The sequence below is a fragment of the Microbacterium insulae genome (assembly GCF_042677065.1).
Classification (GTDB): Bacteria; Actinomycetota; Actinomycetes; order Actinomycetales; family Microbacteriaceae; genus Microbacterium; species Microbacterium insulae.
This window is the reverse complement of the sequence record NZ_JBHTII010000001.1, coordinates 1,363,278-1,381,013: the sequence shown is the minus strand read 5'-3', so window position 1 is coordinate 1,381,013 and position 17,736 is coordinate 1,363,278. Positions and strand designations below refer to the sequence as shown.

Sequence of the window (17,736 nt, the reverse complement as noted above, 5' to 3'; positions counted from 1 at the left end):
CACCGTCACTCCGCATCGAAAGGACTCTGCTTCGTGACAATTTCCAGCGACCTCGACCTCGACCTCGAGACCGACCGCGCCGAATCGGTGCCGCACTGGTGGCGTCAGGCCGTCGTCTACCAGATCTATCCCCGCAGCTTCGCCGACTCGAACGGCGACGGTCTGGGCGACCTTCCCGGCATCACCTCCCGCGCGGACTATCTGCGCGAGCTGGGGATCGACGCGGTGTGGCTGAGCCCGTTCTACCCTTCCGAACTCGCCGACGGCGGCTACGACGTGGCCGACTACCGCAACGTCGACCCGCGGCTCGGTACGCTCGACGACTTCGACGCCATGCTCGCCGCACTGCACGCGCGCGGCATCAAGGTCGTCGTCGACATCGTCCCCAACCACACGTCCGACCACCACGAGTGGTTCCGTGAGGCCGTCGCCGCGGGGCGTGGCTCTCAGGCACGCGAGCGCTACATCTTCCGCGAGGGGTCGGGTCCGTCCGGTGACGAGCCTCCGACGGACTGGGTCTCGGTGTTCGGCGGACCGGCGTGGACGCGGGTGACCGAACCCGACGGCAGCCCCGGTCAGTGGTACTTCCACAACTTCGCGCGGGAGCAGCCGGACCTGAACTGGGATCACCCCGACGTCCACGCGGACTTCGTGAAGACCCTGCGCTTCTGGTCGGACCGCGGGGTCGACGGCTTCCGCATCGACGTGGCCCACATGCTCACGAAGGACCTGACCGAGCCCCTGCCCTCGCGGGCGGAGCTGGAGCTGATCCCCCGTGACGGCAATCATCCGCTGATCGATCGCGACGACGTGCATGAGATCTACGCGGAGTGGCGGGAGGTCTTCGACTCCTACGACCCGCCGCGGACCGCCGTCGCCGAGGCGTGGGTCGACCCCTCCCGCATCCACCTCTACGCGCGGCCCGAGAGCCTCGGGCAGGCGTTCAACTTCGACCTCCTCGAGGCCGACTTCGACGCGGACCAGTTCCGCCGCATCATCACCGACAACCTCGCCCTCGCGGCGCAGTCGGGCTCGTCGAGCACGTGGGTGCTCTCGAACCACGATGTCGTGCGGCACGCCACGCGCTACGGCTTGCCGGGCTCGAGCGCGGAGTCCTCGGCGCCGACCCGGCATGGAGGGGAGTGGCTGCGCCGAGGCGGGGACGATGCCCTGCTCGACCGTGAGCGGGGTGCGCGGCGCGCCGCTGCCGCGACGCTGTTCATCCTCGGCCTGCCTGGTTCGACGTACCTGTACCAGGGCGAGGAGCTCGGACTCCACGAAGTGGCCGAGATCCCGGCGGAGGAACGCCAGGATCCGACGTTCTTCCGCACGGAGGGCGCCGAGATCGGCCGGGACGGATGCCGCGTCCCCCTCCCGTGGCAGTCCGATGGGGCATCGTTCGGGTTCGGCGCCGACGGGGCGCACCTGCCGCAGCCGGCCTGGTTCGCCCGGTACGCGGTCGAGGCGGAGGAGGCCGATCCGGACTCCACGCTCCACCTCTACCGCCGGGCACTGAGGCTGCGCGCCGAGCTGCAGTCCGACGAGGCGCTGGAGTGGATCGAGACCGGACGCCCCGACGTGCTGCGCTTCGCGCGACCGAACGGGTGGCACATCGTCACGAACTTCGGCGACGAGCCGTTCGCACTGGGCGGGGGCGACGTCGTGCTGGCCAGCGGGCCGAGCGCGGCCGGCGAGGTGGCGGGCGAGACCACCGTGTGGCTCGCCCCGACGGGGGGTGCCGCCGGCTGAGGGGGGCGGGGCGGCGCGCTTCGGCGCGTCGCCCCGGGCGCCCGGCCCGACGCCCGGGCGCCCGGGCGCGGAAGCACCGATAGCGTGTACGGATGAGCCGAGGCATCCGGAATCTGACCGTGAGCGTGCCGACCGACGAGCTCGCCGCCGACCTGGGGGGCCTGCCCGACGGGGTCGAACTCGTGGTGTGGCCGATGGACGAGCCGGCTCCTCGTGAGCGGTTCGACCTCGTCGTGCCGCCCTACATGTCGATGACCCGCGTGCTCGAGCGGCTCGAGGGCATCGAGGTCGGCCTGGTACAGAGCCAGTCCATCGGCTACGACGGCGTCGCCGACATCCTTCCCGCCGGCCTGACGTTCGCCAACGCCGCGAGCGTGCACGAGACCTCGACCGCCGAGCTCGCCGTCGGCCTCGCGATCGCGTCGCAGCGGCGCATCGACGACTTCGCGCGCGACACCGCCGCCGGGCGCTGGTCGCCGCAGTTCGCCGACAGCCTCGCCGACCGGCGCGTGCTGCTCCTCGGCTACGGCGGCGTCGGAAAGGCCGTCGCCGCGCGGCTGCTCCCGTTCGAGGTGGAGCTGACCGCGGTCGCGCGCCGTGCGCGCGTCGAGGACGGGATGCCGGTGCACGGCGTCGACGAGCTGCCCGGCCTTCTCGGCGCGGCCGAGATCGTCATCGTCACGCTCCCGGGCGGAGACGACACGCGGCACATCGTGGACGACGCGCTCCTGTCGGGGCTTCCCGACGGGGCGCTCGTGGTGAACGTGGGCCGCGGGCCCCTGGTGGACACCGACGCGCTCGTCGACCACGTGCGCCGAGGACGCATCCGGGCGGCACTCGATGTCACCGACCCCGAGCCGCTCCCGGAGGGCCATCCGCTGTGGGGTCTTCCCGGGGTGCTGATCGCGCCGCACGTCGGCGGCGCGTCGTCGGCCATGCGGCCGCGGATCGCACGGCTCGTGCGCACGCAGATCGAGCGGCTCTCCCGCGGGGAGGCGCCCCTCAACGTCGTGCTCGGGGGCTGACCCGCACCGCACGGTGCTTCGCGGGGTCCGTCGCGGGGTCCGGGCTGGGCGGGGTCCGGGCCTTCGCGCCCAGGGTCCGGGCTCGCGCGGCAGTTCCCGACGCGCGCTGCGTCGCGCGACGCCGCGTTAGCCGCGAACTGCAGCGCGGGGAAGCATCACGTGCCCGCGGCGGAGCGTCCGACCCGTCGCGGCGGGTCTGGGCGCGGCAGGGACGGGCGCGGTGTCCGTCGCGGCGGGTCTGGGCGCGTCAGGGACGGGCGCGGTGTCCGTCGCGGCGGACCTGGCTCGGCCATCGCTCCCGCAGATGCCGCTGCAGTTCCCGACGCGCGCTGCGTCGCGCGACGCCGCCCGTGCCGCGAACTGCAGCGCGGGGGCGTCCCACGCAGCGCGGGGAAGCGTCCGGGCCGGTCAGGCCGTGAAGACGGTGTGGACGTCGCCGAGGACGCCCCGTCCGCCGAGCGCCTCGAGCTCCAGGAGCACGGCGGTGCCGACCACGACCCCGCCCAGCTCGGCGACGAGGGTGCGGGCGGCGGCGAGGGTGCCTCCCGTGGCGAGCACGTCGTCCACGAGCAGCACGCGCGCGCCGGCGGCGATGTCGTCATGGGCCTCGATCGTCGCGGTGGCGTACTCGAGGGCGTAGTCGACGGATGCCGCGGGCCGGGGCAGCTTGCCCGCCTTCCGGATCGGCACCAGCCCGGCCCCTGCCTCCATCGCGGCGGCCCCCGCGAGCAGGAACCCCCGCGCCTCGACGCCGGCGACGACGTCGAAGTCCCCGTCGAAGGGGGCGATCAACGCGTGGATGACGGTCCGGAGGGCCGAGGCATCCGCCAGCAGGGGAGTGATGTCGCGGAACATCACGCCCGGCTCGGGGTAGTCCGGGATGGTGCGGATGAGCGACTCGGCGCGGGTCAGGGCTTCGGACACCGCTTCACGATACCGCCGGTCCCGTGCCCGCCGGTCCCGTGCCCGCAGGTCCCGGAGCCGCCGCGCAGGAGTTCGCAAACTGCGCGGATGCAACTGCGCACGCGGGGAGAAAGCACGCCCAGATCGGCCGTGAGCGGGCGGACGCCCCCACCGCCGTCTCCGGAGGACATCTTCAGCGTCGGGGCGCGGACATGTAAGCGCTTGCAGTATTCTGGTCGGATGACTTCCTCGCAGACCGCCGAGCGCACGGACGCGCCGGCCACCACCGCCGGGCGCGAGTGGTGGCGCACCGCCGTCATCTACCAGATCTACCCGCGCTCGTTCTCCGACAGCTCCGGCGATGGCGTGGGCGACCTTCCCGGCGTCACGTCCCGGCTCGACGACCTCCGCGACCTCGGCGTCGACGCGCTGTGGCTGAGCCCGTTCCAGCGCTCGCCCCAGAAGGACGCCGGCTACGACGTCTCCGACTACTGCGACGTCGACCCGCTCTTCGGCACGCTGGCCGACTTCGACGAGCTGCTCGCGCAGGCGCATGCCCGCGGCATCCGCCTCATCGTCGACCTGGTGCCCAACCACTCGTCCGACCAGCACGAGTGGTTCCAGCAGGCGCTGGCGGCTGCGCCGGGCAGCCCCGAGCGCGCGCGGTACATGTTCCGCGACGGCAAGGGCCCCCAGGGCGAGCTGCCGCCGAACAACTGGGAGTCCGTCTTCGGCGGGCCGGCGTGGACCCGCGTCGTCGAGGCCGACGGCACGCCCGGCCAGTGGTACCTGCACCTCTTCGACTCGTCGCAGCCCGACTTCGACTGGTCGAACGACGCCGTGCGCGAGGAGTTCCGCGGCGTGCTGCGGTTCTGGCTCGACCGCGGGGTCGACGGATTCCGGGTCGACGTCGCCCACGGCCTGGTCAAGGCCGAGGGCCTCCCCGACTACACGCCCGACCCCGACGCCGGCTCCATGGGCGGCGAAGAGGCGAACGTCCCCTACTGGGGCCAAGACGGCGTGCACGAGGTCTACCGCGACTGGAACACGCTCCTCGCCGAGTACGACGGCGACCGCGCCCTGTGCGCCGAGGCCTGGCTGCCCACGCCCGAGCAGACCGCGCTGTGGGTGCGGCCCGACGAGATGCATCAGGCGTTCAACTTCGCCTACCTCGAGACACCGTGGGATGCCGCGGCCCTGCGCTCGGTGATCGCCGAGTCGATCGCCGCCTACGCCGCGGTCGGCGCCCCGAGCACCTGGGTGCTCTCGAACCACGACGTCGTGCGCCACGCTTCGCGCCTCGCGCTGACCGCCGAGAACCCGCAGGGTCACGGCATCGGCCCGGACTCCCCCGGCAAGCCGATCCCCGAGGTCGGCCTGCGCCGCGCCCGCGCCGCCACGACGCTGATGCTCGCGCTGCCCGGATCGGCCTACCTCTACCAGGGCGAGGAGCTCGGCCTCCCCGAGGTCATCGACATTCCCGGCGACGCCCGCCAGGATCCCACCTGGTTCCGCACGAACGGGGAGCGCTACGGCCGTGACGGCTGCCGCGTCCCGATCCCGTGGACCGCCGACGGCCCGGGCTACGGCTTCTCGCCGAACGGCGCCGCGTGGCTGCCGCAGCCCGCCGAGTGGGCGAAGCTCGCGCGCGACGTGCAGAACGGCGACCCCTCGTCGACGCTGTCGCTCTACCGGTCGCTCATCGCCGCTCGCCGCGCGCGCGGTCTCGGCGCGGGGACGCTCGAGTGGCTCGAGGGCTTCGGGACGGATGCCGTCGCCTTCCGCAACGCGGGCGTCACCGTCATCGGCAACACCGGTGACACGGCCATCCCCCTGCCGGGCGGTATCGTGATCGCGGCGAGCGGTCCGCTGGGCGACGGCGAGCTGCCGGCCGATACGACCGTCTGGCTCGCGAACGACTGAGGACCGACCGGCCGTGGGGCCGGACGAGAGGTGAGGACGACGTGGTCAGCATCGACGAGGTGGCGCGGCACGCCGGCGTCTCGACGGCGACCGTCTCGCGCGCCCTGAGCGGCCGCGGCCACGTCTCCGATGCCACGCGCGCCCGCGTCGAGGCGGCGGCGAAGAGCCTCGGGTACGTCGTGTCGGCGTCCGCGTCGAGCCTCGCGTCGGGGCGCACGCGCAACATCGGCGTGCTCGTGCCGTTCCTCGACCGGTGGTTCTTCTCCACGGTGCTCTCCGGGATCGCCTCGGCGCTCATGCGCCGCGGTTATGACATCACGCTGTACTCCCTCACCGCCGACCGCGGCGAGCGCAAGGACATCTTCGACACGTTCCTGCGGCGGCAGCGGGTCGACGGCGTGATCGCGATCTCGATCGAGCTCGGCGAGGAGGAGACCGGGCAGCTGCTCGAACTGGGGCTTCCCGTGATCGCGATCGGTGGCCCGAATCCGCGGCTGACCACGCTCACGGTCGACGACCTGGCCGTCGCGCGGCTCGCGACCGAGCACCTGCTGGCCCTCGGTCATCGCGAGATCGCGCACATCGGCGCGAGCCCCGAGTTCGACATCGACTTCCATATCCCCACCCACCGCCGGCAGGGATTCGAGCTCGCCCTCGCCGACGCCGGCATCGCGGTGAAGCCGTCGCTGTTCGAGCCCGCGGACTTCACGATCGAGGGCGGCTTCCGGGCCGCGAAGCAGCTTCTGGGCAAGCCCGGCGGGCGTCCCACGGCGATCTTCGCGGCATCCGACGAGATGGCGATCGGCGCGCTGCTGGCGGCGCGCGAGCTCGGCTACCGGGTGCCCGAGGACCTCTCGGTCGTCGGGATCGACGGTCATGAGCTCGGCGAGTTCTTCCGGCTCACCACCGTGGACCAGTTCCCGCTCGGGCAGGGCGAGCGCGCCGCCGACGCGATCCTCGCCGAGCTGGAGGCCAAGGGCGTCGCGCCGCCTGTGCACCAGCCCGGCGAGCTGCCCTACGAGCTGATCGTGCGCGGTTCGACGGCACGGCTGCCCGACTGAGCCCACGGGCGCTTCAGCCCACGATGAGCCGACACGGTGCACGCCCACTGGTCCGGTTAGGCTCGATCGCATGACGTTCGACCTCGAGGCTCTCTACATCGACCTGCACCGGCATCCGGAACTGTCGTTCCAGGAGACGCGGACGGCGGGGATCGTCACGAAGCACCTCGAGGAACTCGGACTCGAGTTCGAGGAGGGCATCGGCAAGACCGGCGTCGCCGCCATGCTGCGCAACGGTGAAGGACCCGTGGTCTGGCTGCGGGCCGACATGGATGCCCTGCCCGTTCCGGAGCAGACCGGGCTCGCGTACGCCAGCACCGCTCGCGGCACCGACCCGGCGGGCAACGACGTGCCGGTCATGCACGCGTGCGGCCACGACATGCACGTCGCTGCGCTGCTCGGCGCGCTCGAACAGCTCGTGGCGACGAAGGACGAGTGGAGCGGCACGATCGTCGCCGTGTTCCAGCCAGCCGAGGAGTACGGCGCCGGGTCACAGGCGATGATCGCCGACGGCGTGCTCGATCGGTTCCCGAAGCCCGACATCGTCCTGGGTCAGCACGTCACCCCGCTGCCGACGGGCACGATCGGCGTGCGCAGCGGCACGCAGATGGCGGCCTCCGACGGGCTCACAGTGACCCTGCTGGGCCGGGGTGGACACGGCTCGCGCCCGCACTCGACGATCGACCCGGTCGTGATGGCCGCCGCCACCGTGATGCGCCTGCAGACCATCGTCTCGCGCGAGGTCGATCCGAGGGATGTCGCGGTCGTGACGGTGGGCTCCATCCACGCGGGGCTCAAGAACAACATCATCCCCGCGGAGGCGAGGCTCGAGCTCAGCCTCCGCTACCCCCACGACGAGGCCCGCTCGCGCATCCTCGAGAAGGTCGAGCGCGTCGTGCGTGCCGAGGCCCAGGCGTCGGGCTCGGAGCAGCAGCCCGTCATCGAGATCGACCACACCCTGCCGCCGACCATCAACGACGTCGACTCGACCGCGCGGCTGCAGCTCGCATTCGACGGCGCGTTCGGCAAGGGCACCGTGATCGATCCGGGCATGTTCACCGGCAGCGAGGACGTGTCGTGGTTCGCGCGCGAGTCCGGCGCTCCGCTGGTGTTCTGGTTCTGGGGCGGGATCGACCCGGCCCTGTTCGCGGCCGCGACGGCCGCCGGAACCGTCGAGCGCGACATCCCCACCAACCACTCGCCGTTCTTCGCCCCGGTGCTCCAGCCCACGCTCGACAACGGTGTGCGCAACCTCGTCGTCGCGGCGCGCGAGTTCCTGGGGTCGGCCGCGACCGAGTGAGAGAGAGGATGCCGCGGCCCGCGGCATCCGTCTACTCAGCGCCAGCCCGCCACGCGACGCCGCGGCGGTGTCTCGGGATCGATCGGCTCTCGCGCGTCGAAGAGATGGCGGCCCGACGCGAGCCCCGGCAGCCCTCGCCCGTCGCGGGTCGTGAAGACGAGGACGAGCGACGCGATCGTGAACAGCCAGCCGACGAGGTCCCACGCACCGGGGAGCGCGAACAGCACGAGGAAGCCGCCGATCCCGCCGACGAAGCGGAGCGTACGCGCGAGGCCTTCGAGAAGCGGGCCGCCCTGGTAGCGCAGCTGCACCGCGAGGTCGCCGACGGTGCGGCCGGTGGCGAGCACGACGATCAGCCACACCACGATCGGTGTCGCCGAGGCGACCGTCGACGCCGAGAGGCCGTTGCGCACCTCGGCGTCCGCACCCAGCGCGAGGAGAACCAGCTGGAAGCCGACCCCGACGGCCAGCGACACGAGCCACGCGCCGAGGGCATCGCACAGCATCGCCAGCAGCCGCCGCGTGCGAGTGACCGGCCGCGGTGAGTCGGCGTCTTTCGACACGGCCAGGCCGCGGTGCCGCGCGGGCACGGCGAACGCGAGCATGCCGCCGAGGAGAGCGCCCACCGTGTTGGTGAGGAGGTCGTCGACATCGAAGACGCGGTAGGCACAGGAGTACAGGCCCCACACACCGGTGAGCTGAGTGAGCTCGACCATGGCGGACACCGCGAATCCGACGAGCGTCGCCACGAGCACGCCGCGCCCAGCGAGGACGCGCACGAAGAACCCCAGCGGGATGAACAGGAGCACGTTGAGGACGACCTGCAGCGCGGCGGGATCGGTGAGCAGTGTCGTCGGCTGCGAGGCGACGCCGCGCAGGTCGTCGACGAAGGCGAACAGGTCGAAGTTCGCGCCCGTGCACGCGACCTCGCGGGAGGCGGGCAGAGGGAGGAGGGTATAGGTCCAGATCGCCACGAAGTAGATCAGGGCCGCCGCCCACAGCGCGAAACGCCCGACGGTGATCCGGCCGCGGAGCCGATAGCTGACCGCGACGAACGGCACGAACAGCACCACGCCGGCCAGGATTCCGAACACGATCGCGATCGCTCCGAGGCCGAAGGGCGCGTCCATCCAGAGATCCTCGCAGAGAAGCGGCCCGCATGGATTCCGTGAGGATGCCGCCCTCGATGAATCCTCACGGAATACGTGCGAGTAGCATCACCCGCCGTGACGAACGAATCACGGGAGCCGTCGGTCGACGGGCCACCCATCGCGAAGCGCCTCATCCTGGGCGACCCGCTGGCATCCGCCGACTCCGAGGAGCACCTCCTCCCCAAGAAGCGCGCGCTCCCGATCTTCGCGTCCGACGCGCTGTCGTCCGTCGCCTACGCGCCCCAGGAACTGCTGCTGATCCTCCTCACCGGGGGCCTGGCCTTCCTCGCGTTCGCGCCGTGGGTCGCCGTCGCCGTCGTCGTGCTGCTGATCGTCGTCGTGACCAGCTACCGGCAGCTGATCAAGGCCTACCCGTCGGGGGGCGGCGACTACGAGGTCGCGCGCAAGAACCTCGGGGAGGTCCCGGGCGTCATCGTGGCCGCCGCGCTGCTCGTGGACTACGTGCTCACCGTGTCGGTCTCGGTCGCCTCCGGGGTGGACAACATCATCTCGGCGCTGCCGTGGCTCGATCCGGGGCGCATCGAGCTGGCGGTCGGCTTCGTCATCCTCATCGTCCTCATGAATCTCCGCGGCGTGCGCGAGGCGTCGCGGGCGTTCGCGATCCCGACCTACGTGTTCATCGGCTCGGTCGCGGTGATGATCGTCACCGGCCTGATCGAGACGGCGACCGGCAACGCTCCGGTCGCCTCGAGCGCGCAGTACGCAGTCGAGGCGCAGAACGTCGCGCAGGCCGCGGTGATCCTCCTCATCCTCCGCGCGTTCTCGAGTGGATGCTCCGCCCTCACCGGCGTCGAAGCGGTGTCCAACGGCGTCCAGGCGTTCCGCCAGCCCAAGGTGCGCAACGCCCAGTCGACGCTCGCGCTCATGGGCGGAATCGCGATCCTCCTCTTCTCGGGCCTCACGGCGCTCGCGCTCGTGTCGGGCGTGCACTACGCCGAGAACCCGTGCGACCTCATCGGGTTCGACTGCGCGAACAACCCGCAGCCGAGCCTCATGGCACAGGTGTCGGCGGCGGTGTTCGGCATGGGCTCCATCCCGTTCTTCGTGATCCAGGCCGCCACCGCGTGCGTGCTGCTGCTGGCGGCCAACACCGCCTTCAACGGGTTCCCGCTGCTGGGGTCGGTGCTCGCCCGTGACGGGTACGCCCCGAAGGCCCTCAACACCCGCGGCGACCGTCTCGTCTACTCCAACGGCATGATCGTCCTCGGCCTGGTGGCGATCGGCGTGCTGATCGTGTACCAGGCGAACCTCACACAGCTCATCCAGCTGTACATCATCGGGGTCTTCACGTCGTTCACCATCGGGCAGATCGGCATGATCCGGCACTGGCGGCGCGGCCTGCGCGAGATCGCGGCGCTCCCCGTCTCCGAACGCGCGACCGCGGCGGTGCGCGAGCGGCTGGCGGGTCACCGGAAGGGACTCGCCATCAACTCCCTCGGCGCGGCGATGACGGCATCCGTCCTCGTCATCGTGACGATCACGAAGTTCACGCACGGGGCGTGGCTGGTGTTCCTCGCGATCCCGATCCTGTCGTTCCTCATGATCGGCGTGCACCGGTACTACCGCGACGTCGAGCACGAGATCGCGATGGACGACACGACGCACTTCGGATCGTCCGGCGACGTCGCGCTGATCCTCGTCAACAAGCTGCAGAAGCCGGTCGTGAAGGCCGTCGACTATGCGCTCGCGGCCAAGCACGACAAGACCTTCGCGGTGCACGTCTCGGTCACGGCGGAGGAGGCCGAGCAGCTCGAACGCGAGTGGCGCGAGCATCGGATGCCGATCCCGCTCAAGATCATCGAGTCGCCGTACCGGATGTACGCCTCGCCGATCGCCGAGTTCGTGCGGAAGTACCGGGAGCAGCACGGCTCGTCGGTGGTGACGGTCTACCTGCCGCAGTACATCGTCGGCCACTGGTGGGAATCGCTGCTCCACAACCGCCGGGCCAAGCGGATCGCGCAGCAGCTGATGCTCGTGCACGGCGTCTCGATCACTCTCGTGCCGTGGCTGCTCGACTCGTCCGAGCTCATCTACGGCCGGCGCTCCCGCGCGCTCCCCGGCGACGACCGCGCCGGCCGAGGGATCGTCGAGGAGGCGCACCGGGCGGGCCGCCGCGCCACCCGCCCCGCCGGCCCGCCGTCGCCCGTGACCGAGGCCGAGCCCGCCGCACGTCCGTAACGTCCGGGCCCGGCGCGGACGGGCGGGGCGGCGTAGCCTGGAGGGGTGACCTCTGTGCTCGACCTCGCGGCGATCCGCGCCGACTTCCCGCTCCTCGGCGAGCGCGTCGGCGGCGCCCCCCTCGTCTATCTCGACTCGGCGGCCACGAGCCAGAAGCCGCGGGCCGTGATCGACGCCGAGGTGTCGTTCCTCACGCGTGCCAACGCTGCCGTGCACCGCGGTGCCCACACGCTCGCCGCCGAAGCCACCGAGCTCTTCGAGGACGCCCGTGAGGCCGTCGCCGGGTTCGTCGGCGCGCGCGCGGAGGAGCTCGTGTGGACGAGCGGCGCGACGGCCGGGCTCAACCTCGTCGCGTACGCGATCGGCAACGCGACGATCGGCCGGGGCGCGCCCGCGAGCCGGCGCTTCGCGCTGCATCCGGGCGACGAGCTCGTCGTCACCGAAAGCGAGCACCACGCGAACCTGATCCCCTGGCAGGAGCTCGCTGCGCGCACCGGAGCGGTGCTGCGCCACATCCCGGTCCGCGACGACGGGACGATCGACACGGATGCCGCGGCATCCGTCATCACGAACCGCACGCGCGTCGTCGCCTTCCCGCATGTCTCGAACGTGCTGGGCATCGTCAACCCGGTCGCCGAGCTCGTCGCCCTCGCCCGCGAGGCGGACGCGCTCACGGTGCTCGACGCCTGCCAGTCCGCTCCGCACCTGCCGCTGGACCTGCCGGCGCTCGGCGTCGACCTGGCCGTCTTCTCGGGACACAAGATGCTCGGCCCCTACGCGGTCGGCGGCCTGTACGGGCGCTCCGACGTGCTCGAGGCGCTCCCCCCGTTCCTCACCGGTGGGTCGATGATCACCACCGTGACACTGGACGAGGCGTCGTACCTGCCCCCGCCGCAGCGGTTCGAGGCGGGCACCCAGCCGGTGTCGCAGGCGATCGGCTTGGCCGCGGCGGTGCGCTACCTCGACGGTGTCGGCATGGATGCCGTGCACGCCCACGAGCGCGCGCTCGAGGCGCGAATGGGCGAGGGACTGCGGTCGATCCCGGGCATCCGCCTCCTCGGCGACGCGGTCGGGACGGAGCGCGTGGGCCTGTGGGCGTTCGAGGTCGAAGGGGTGCACGCGCACGACGTGGGGCAGTTCCTCGATTCCCGCGGCGTCGCGGTCCGCGTCGGCCACCATTGCGCGCAGCCGCTGCATCGGCGCTTCGGGCTGACGGCCTCGGTGCGCGCGTCGGCGGCGCTGTACAACACCCCGGACGAGGTCGACGTGTTCCTGGAGGCCGTCTCGGGTGTGCGCGGATTCTTCGGAGCGGGATCGTGAGCGGGCTCGAGTCGCTCTATCAGGAGCTCATCCTCGACCACTCGAAGCGGCGCGTGGGGTTCGGCCTCGCCGACGAGGAGGGGCGGACGGCCACCTCTCATCAGCACAATCCGCTGTGCGGCGACGAGATCACGCTGCGCGTCCGTCTCGACGCCGATGGCGAGACGGTACGCGACGTCACGTGGGAGGGCAACGGCTGCTCGATCTCGCAGGCGTCCGCGTCGATGCTGAGCGAGCTGGTCGACGGGATGCCGCGGGCCGAGGCATCCGCCCTCATCGACGGGTTCCGCGAAGCGCTGCGCTCGCGCGGCACGGTCGAGCTCGACGAGGACGTCTACCTCGACGCCGCGGCGCTGTCGGGGGTGTCCAAGTACGTCGCGCGGGTGAAGTGCGCGATGCTCGCGTGGGTCGCCCTCGAGGACGACCTCGCGCGCGCCTGACCCGCCGACGCGACCGGTCGGCTCCGTCCCTCCGCGTCACGAATCCCGCTCCACCGCGTCTTCTTCTCAGCGCCGACGTTCGTGCGGCCCGGAGGGAAGGGAATCGCATGGGCTCTCCCACGCGCCGCGACGACGGACATCATCCTCGGGTCGTACGCGAACCGTCCGCTGGGTGGATGCCGCGGACCGCAGGCCTTCGTAGCGTCGAAGCATGATGTACTCCACCGCGCGAACCTCCGCCGCTCCGCGACCCGCGGCCGATCGCGCGAGCCGCGTCGGGGCGGCTGCGCTCGCGATCGCGGGGAACATCCTGGTCGCCGTGATCCTGGCCGCGGCGGCCGCCGCCGTCGTCGCGGCAGCCGTGCTCATCTTCGGGGAAGGCCTCGCGGCGATCGTCTGACCCGCGCGTGTACAGGTCGTGAGGGCGAGCGCCATCGGCGTATGGATCCCGTGAGGCCCGGCCTGCGGCCCGGGGTCGAGGTGTTGCATCGGGAGTCGTGGTCGCCGAACGGGCGATCACCCGCGCCTCTGGGCGCGGCACGTCTTCCCCTGGAGTCCTCGTGCTCGATGTCATCTACCTCGCCACGACGCTGGTGCTCTTCGCGCTCGTCGGCGTGATCGCCAAGGCGGTGGAGAAGCTGGGCCCCCGCCCCGGAGGCTCCGCGCAGCGCCCTGCGCTGCGTGGAGAGGAGCAGGGATGATGGTGCTCTCCCTCATCGCCGCCGCCCTCGGGCTGGCCGCGATCGTGTACCTCGTCGTCGCCCTCGTGAAGCCGGAGAAGTTCTGATGGATGCCTCGACCGTGTGGACGGGCGTCCTCCAATTCGCCACCGTCCTGCTGATCCTGGCGGTCGTCTACCGCCCCCTCGGCGACGGGATCGCCCGCATCTACACCAGCGAGAAGGACTGGCGCGTCGAGCGCGTCTCCTACCGGCTGGTCGGGGTCGACCCCCGTTCAGAGCAGACCTGGCAGGCGTACGCCCGCGGTGTGCTCGTCTTCTCGGCAGTGGGCGTCCTCCTCGTTTACGCGCTGCAGCGCTTCCAGGCCGTTCTCCCCTACTCGCTCGGACTCCCCGCCGTCCCGGAAGGGCTCGCCTTCAACACCGCGGTGTCGTTCGTCACGAACACCAACTGGCAGTCGTACTCGCCGGAGCTCACGCTCGGCTACACCGTCCAGCTGGCCGGCCTCGCGGTGCAGAACTTCGTCTCGGCATCCGTCGGCATCGCCGTGGCGATCGCGCTGGTGCGCGGCTTCGCTCGGCGCGGCTCGGCCACCATCGGCAACTTCTGGGTCGACCTGACCCGCGGCGTCACACGCCTCCTCCTGCCGCTCGCGTTCGTCTCGGCGATCGCACTGCTCGTGGCCGGCGTCGTGCAGAACTTCAACGGCTTCACGGAGGTCGGCACGATCACCGGAGGCACGCAGCTGATCCCCGGCGGACCCGTGGCCTCACAGGAAGCCATCAAGGAGCTCGGAACCAACGGCGGCGGATTCTTCAACGCCAACTCCTCGCATCCCTTCGAGAACCCCGCGCCGTGGACGAGCGTCCTGGAGATCCTGCTGCTGCTGGCGATCCCCACCGCTTTGCCGCGCGCCTTCGGCCGCATCGTCGGCGACAACCGTCAGGGCTACGCGATCCTCGCGGTCATGTCGACCATCGCCGTCGCCTCGATCAGCCTCCTGACCTGGCTGGAGTCCCTCGGCCTCGGCAGCGCGCCTCAGCTCGCGGGAGCCGCGATGGAGGGCAAGGAGGTCCGGTACGGCATCTGGGGGTCCACCCTCTTCGCCGGCGCCACGACCCTCACCAGCACCGGCGCCGTCAACTCGATGCACGACTCCTACACCGCCCTCGGCGGCATGATGCCGATGATCAACATGATGCTCGGCGAGGTCGCCCCCGGCGGCGTCGGCTCGGGCCTCTACGGGATGCTCATCCTGGCCGTCATCGCCGTCTTCGTTGGCGGACTGCTCGTCGGGCGCACCCCGGAATACGTCGGCAAGAAGATCGGCCCGACCCAGATCAAGCTGGCGAGCCTCTACATCCTGGTCACGCCGACGCTCGTCCTCGCGGGCACCGCGCTGAGCTTCGCCATTCCGGGCATCCGCTCGGACGTCGAGTCGGTCTCCATCTGGAACCCGGGGGTCCACGGACTCAGCGAGGTCCTCTACGCCTTCACGTCGGCGTCGAACAACAACGGCTCGGCGTTCGCCGGACTCACGGCCAACACCCCATGGCTGAATACCGCCCTGGCCGTCGCCATGCTGCTCGGACGATTCATCCCGATCGTCCTCGTGCTCGCCATGGCCGGCTCCCTCGCGGCACAGAAGCCCGTCCCCTCCACGGCGGGGACGCTGCCCACCTATCGACCGCAGTTCGTCGGGCTGCTCGCCGTCGTCGCCGTGGTCATCACCGCACTCACCTACTTCCCCGTTCTCACGCTGGGTCCCCTGGCGGAAGGGCTCGTCTGACAGATGTCCACCTCCACTCTCATCCCCTCTTCCGACCACGAGCCGATCCCCGGCCACGTGACCATCAAGCCGCCGAAGGCGACCTCGCGCGCCTTCAGCTGGGCGCAGCTGGTGCAGGCGCTCCCCGGTGCGCTGCGCAAGCTGAACCCCGCCGAACTGTGGCGCAACCCCGTCATGTTCCTCGTGTGGGTCGGAGCGGCGCTGACGACGGTCATCGCGATCGCCGAGCCGTTCCTCGGAGGCGCTGAGGAGTCCGGCGGCACCCCCGTGCCGTTCGGCTTCACGTGGGGCATCGCCGTCTGGCTGTGGCTCACCGTCCTCTTCGCCAACGTCGCCGAGGCGGTGGCCGAGGGGCGCGGAAAGGCACAGGCGGCCACGCTCCGCAAGACCCGCACGTCGACGATGGCGCGTCGCGTCGTGTCGTACGACGCCACCAGGGATGCCGCCGCCACCCGCTCCGAGACCGCCGAGGTGGCCTCGTCCGACCTCACGCTCGGAGACGTCGTGATCGTGACCGCGGGCGAGCTCATCCCCGGCGACGGCGACATCATCGACGGCATCGCGACGGTCGACGAGTCCGCCATCACCGGCGAGTCGGCGCCGGTCGTGCGCGAGTCCGGCGGCGACCGCTCGGCCGTCACCGGCGGCACGCGCGTGCTGTCGGACCGGATCGTGGTCCGCATCACGTCGAAGCCGGGCGAGACGTTCGTCGACCGCATGATCGCGCTCGTCGAAGGCGCCGCCCGTCAGAAGACGCCGAACGAGATCGCCCTGAACATCCTGCTCGCGAGCCTCTCGATCGTGTTCCTGGTCGTCGTCCTGACGCTCAACCCGATCGCGTCCTACGCGGCGTCGCCGGTGAGCATCCCCGTTCTCATCGCCCTGCTCGTGTGCCTCATCCCGACGACGATCGGTGCGCTCCTCTCGGCCATCGGCATCGCGGGAATGGACCGGCTCGTGCAGCGCAACGTGCTCGCGATGTCGGGACGCGCGGTCGAGGCCGCGGGCGACGTGACGACGCTCCTGCTCGACAAGACCGGGACGATCACCTACGGAAACCGGCGTGCGTCGGACTTCGTGGCGATGCCCGGGGTCGACGCGGCCGAGCTGGCCGAGGCGGCGGCGCTGTCGTCGCTCGCCGACCCCACGCCGGAGGGAGTCTCGGTGGTCGAGCTCGCGGCGGTGCGCGGCATCCACATCGCCACGCCGGAGGGTGCCGTCACCGTGCCTTTCACCGCGCAGACCCGCATGAGCGGCGTCGACCTCGTGGACGGCAGCCAGGTGCGCAAGGGCGCGGGCTCCGCGGTCATCGCGTGGCTCGAGGCCGCCGGCACCCCCGTCCCCTCGTCGACTCGCGCGCAGCTGACCAGCGCCACCGAGGCGATCGCGCAGTCGGGCGGCACGCCGCTCGTCGTCGCGTCGCTCGGCGCGGCGGGCGAGGGCCGTGCCCTCGGTGTCATCCACCTGAAGGACATCGTCAAGGACGGCCTGCGCCAGCGCTTCGACGAGCTGCGCTCGATGGGCATCCGCACCGTGATGATCACGGGCGACAACCCGCTGACCGCCGCGGCGATCGCGAAGGAGGCGGGAGTCGACGACTACCTCGCCGAGGCGACTCCCGAGGACAAGCTCGCCCTGATCCGCAAGGAGCAGGAGGGCGGAAACCTCGTCGCGATGACCGGCGACGGCACGAACGACGCACCGGCGCTCGCGCAGGCCGACGTCGGCGTGGCGATGAACACCGGCACGTCGGCCGCGAAGGAGGCCGGCAACATGGTCGACCTCGACAGCGACCCGACCAAGCTCATCGACATCGTCCGCATCGGCAAGCAGCTGCTCATCACGCGCGGCGCCCTGACGACGTTCTCGCTCGCGAACGACATCGCGAAGTACTTCGCGATCATCCCGGCGATGTTCATGGGGATCTTCCCCGGCCTCGCGGCGCTGAACATCATGCAGCTGAGCTCGCCGGCCTCGGCGGTCACGAGCGCGATCATCTTCAACGCGGTCGTGATCATCGTCCTCATCCCGCTCGCGCTGCGGGGCGTGAAGTACCGGCCCGCGAGCGCGTCGCAGATCCTCAGCCGCAACCTGCTCGTCTACGGGCTCGGCGGAGTGATCGCCCCGTTCATCGGCATCAAGCTCATCGACCTCGTCGTGAGCCTCATCCCCGGCTTCTGAGCCCGGCGAAGGAGA

Annotated in this window: 15 protein-coding genes; 13 read left to right on the top strand and 2 right to left on the bottom strand. The window is 71.3% G+C overall.

The window, feature by feature from the left end; genetic code table 11:
* Positions 1 to 33 precede the first annotated feature (33 nt).
* Complete coding sequence (locus ACFQ0P_RS06540) at positions 34 to 1,749, top strand: glycoside hydrolase family 13 protein (protein WP_378771691.1); 1,716 nt, start codon at positions 34 to 36, stop codon at positions 1,747 to 1,749.
* 92 nt (positions 1,750 to 1,841) lie between these two features.
* Positions 1,842 to 2,774 (top strand): 2-hydroxyacid dehydrogenase, encoded by a 933-nt coding sequence (locus ACFQ0P_RS06535; RefSeq protein ID WP_204977679.1) that lies wholly within the window; start codon positions 1,842 to 1,844, stop codon positions 2,772 to 2,774.
* Positions 2,775 to 3,182: 408 nt separating this feature from the next.
* Here ACFQ0P_RS06535 and ACFQ0P_RS06530 read toward each other — a convergent pair whose 3' ends face one another.
* Positions 3,183 to 3,698 carry an adenine phosphoribosyltransferase gene (locus tag ACFQ0P_RS06530; protein ID WP_204981293.1) on the bottom strand — a complete coding sequence of 172 codons (516 nt, stop codon included), beginning with the start codon at positions 3,696 to 3,698 and terminating at the stop codon, positions 3,183 to 3,185.
* Between the two features lie 219 nt (positions 3,699 to 3,917).
* Between ACFQ0P_RS06530 and ACFQ0P_RS06525 the strand changes: the two genes are divergently transcribed.
* From ACFQ0P_RS06525 to ACFQ0P_RS06515, 3 genes are all read left to right on the top strand, one after another.
* Complete coding sequence (locus tag ACFQ0P_RS06525; RefSeq protein ID WP_204981292.1) at positions 3,918 to 5,600, top strand: glycoside hydrolase family 13 protein; 1,683 nt, start codon at positions 3,918 to 3,920, stop codon at positions 5,598 to 5,600.
* A gap of 41 nt (positions 5,601 to 5,641) precedes the next feature.
* Positions 5,642 to 6,661, top strand: coding sequence for a LacI family DNA-binding transcriptional regulator (locus ACFQ0P_RS06520; protein ID WP_204981291.1), 1,020 nt, complete (start codon positions 5,642 to 5,644; stop codon positions 6,659 to 6,661).
* 70 nt (positions 6,662 to 6,731) lie between these two features.
* On the top strand, positions 6,732 to 7,961 hold the full coding sequence (locus ACFQ0P_RS06515; RefSeq protein ID WP_204981290.1) for an amidohydrolase: 1,230 nt from the start codon (positions 6,732 to 6,734) through the stop codon (positions 7,959 to 7,961).
* A 35-nt stretch (positions 7,962 to 7,996) separates the two neighbouring features.
* Here ACFQ0P_RS06515 and ACFQ0P_RS06510 read toward each other — a convergent pair whose 3' ends face one another.
* Positions 7,997 to 9,091 (bottom strand): VanZ family protein, encoded by a 1,095-nt coding sequence (locus tag ACFQ0P_RS06510; protein WP_204981289.1) that lies wholly within the window; start codon positions 9,089 to 9,091, stop codon positions 7,997 to 7,999.
* Between the two features lie 96 nt (positions 9,092 to 9,187).
* Here ACFQ0P_RS06510 and ACFQ0P_RS06505 point away from each other — a divergent pair, with 96 nt between their 5' ends.
* The 8 genes from ACFQ0P_RS06505 (at position 9,188) to kdpB (ending at position 17,721) form a co-directional block, all read left to right on the top strand.
* On the top strand, positions 9,188 to 11,311 hold the full coding sequence (locus ACFQ0P_RS06505; protein ID WP_378771685.1) for an APC family permease: 2,124 nt from the start codon (positions 9,188 to 9,190) through the stop codon (positions 11,309 to 11,311).
* 45 nt (positions 11,312 to 11,356) lie between these two features.
* Positions 11,357 to 12,631, top strand: a complete 1,275-nt coding sequence (locus ACFQ0P_RS06500; RefSeq protein WP_204981287.1) for a SufS family cysteine desulfurase — start codon at positions 11,357 to 11,359, stop codon at positions 12,629 to 12,631.
* Positions 12,628 to 13,071, top strand: a complete 444-nt coding sequence (sufU, locus tag ACFQ0P_RS06495; RefSeq protein WP_204981286.1) for a Fe-S cluster assembly sulfur transfer protein SufU — start codon at positions 12,628 to 12,630, stop codon at positions 13,069 to 13,071. The genes ACFQ0P_RS06500 and sufU overlap by 4 nt, the downstream gene beginning before the upstream one ends.
* A gap of 211 nt (positions 13,072 to 13,282) precedes the next feature.
* A complete protein-coding gene (locus ACFQ0P_RS06490; RefSeq protein WP_204981285.1) occupies positions 13,283 to 13,471 on the top strand; it encodes a hypothetical protein in 189 nt (62 codons plus the stop codon).
* 97 nt (positions 13,472 to 13,568) lie between these two features.
* Positions 13,569 to 13,772, top strand: coding sequence for a hypothetical protein (locus ACFQ0P_RS06485; RefSeq protein WP_204981284.1), 204 nt, complete (start codon positions 13,569 to 13,571; stop codon positions 13,770 to 13,772).
* Entirely contained in the window at positions 13,769 to 13,858 is a 90-nt protein-coding gene (locus tag ACFQ0P_RS06480) for a potassium-transporting ATPase subunit F (protein ID WP_204981283.1), read from the top strand. Before ACFQ0P_RS06485 ends, ACFQ0P_RS06480 begins: the two co-directional genes overlap by 4 nt.
* A complete protein-coding gene (kdpA, locus tag ACFQ0P_RS06475; RefSeq protein WP_204981282.1) occupies positions 13,858 to 15,540 on the top strand; it encodes a potassium-transporting ATPase subunit KdpA in 1,683 nt (560 codons plus the stop codon). Before ACFQ0P_RS06480 ends, kdpA begins: the two co-directional genes overlap by 1 nt.
* A gap of 3 nt (positions 15,541 to 15,543) precedes the next feature.
* On the top strand, positions 15,544 to 17,721 hold the full coding sequence (gene kdpB / locus ACFQ0P_RS06470) for a potassium-transporting ATPase subunit KdpB (RefSeq protein WP_204981281.1): 2,178 nt from the start codon (positions 15,544 to 15,546) through the stop codon (positions 17,719 to 17,721).
* Positions 17,722 to 17,736 lie beyond the last annotated feature (15 nt).

Coding starts and splice junctions, on each gene's coding strand:
- kdpB (WP_204981281.1), top strand. CDS start 15,544: ATGTCCACCTCCACTCTCATCCCCTCTTCCGACCACGAGCCGATCCCC.
- ACFQ0P_RS06535 (WP_204977679.1), top strand. CDS start 1,842: ATGAGCCGAGGCATCCGGAATCTGACCGTGAGCGTGCCGACCGACGAG.
- ACFQ0P_RS06510 (WP_204981289.1), bottom strand. CDS start 9,091: ATGGACGCGCCCTTCGGCCTCGGAGCGATCGCGATCGTGTTCGGAATC.
- ACFQ0P_RS06515 (WP_204981290.1), top strand. CDS start 6,732: ATGACGTTCGACCTCGAGGCTCTCTACATCGACCTGCACCGGCATCCG.
- ACFQ0P_RS06480 (WP_204981283.1), top strand. CDS start 13,769: ATGATGGTGCTCTCCCTCATCGCCGCCGCCCTCGGGCTGGCCGCGATC.
- ACFQ0P_RS06490 (WP_204981285.1), top strand. CDS start 13,283: ATGATGTACTCCACCGCGCGAACCTCCGCCGCTCCGCGACCCGCGGCC.
- ACFQ0P_RS06525 (WP_204981292.1), top strand. CDS start 3,918: ATGACTTCCTCGCAGACCGCCGAGCGCACGGACGCGCCGGCCACCACC.
- kdpA (WP_204981282.1), top strand. CDS start 13,858: ATGGATGCCTCGACCGTGTGGACGGGCGTCCTCCAATTCGCCACCGTC.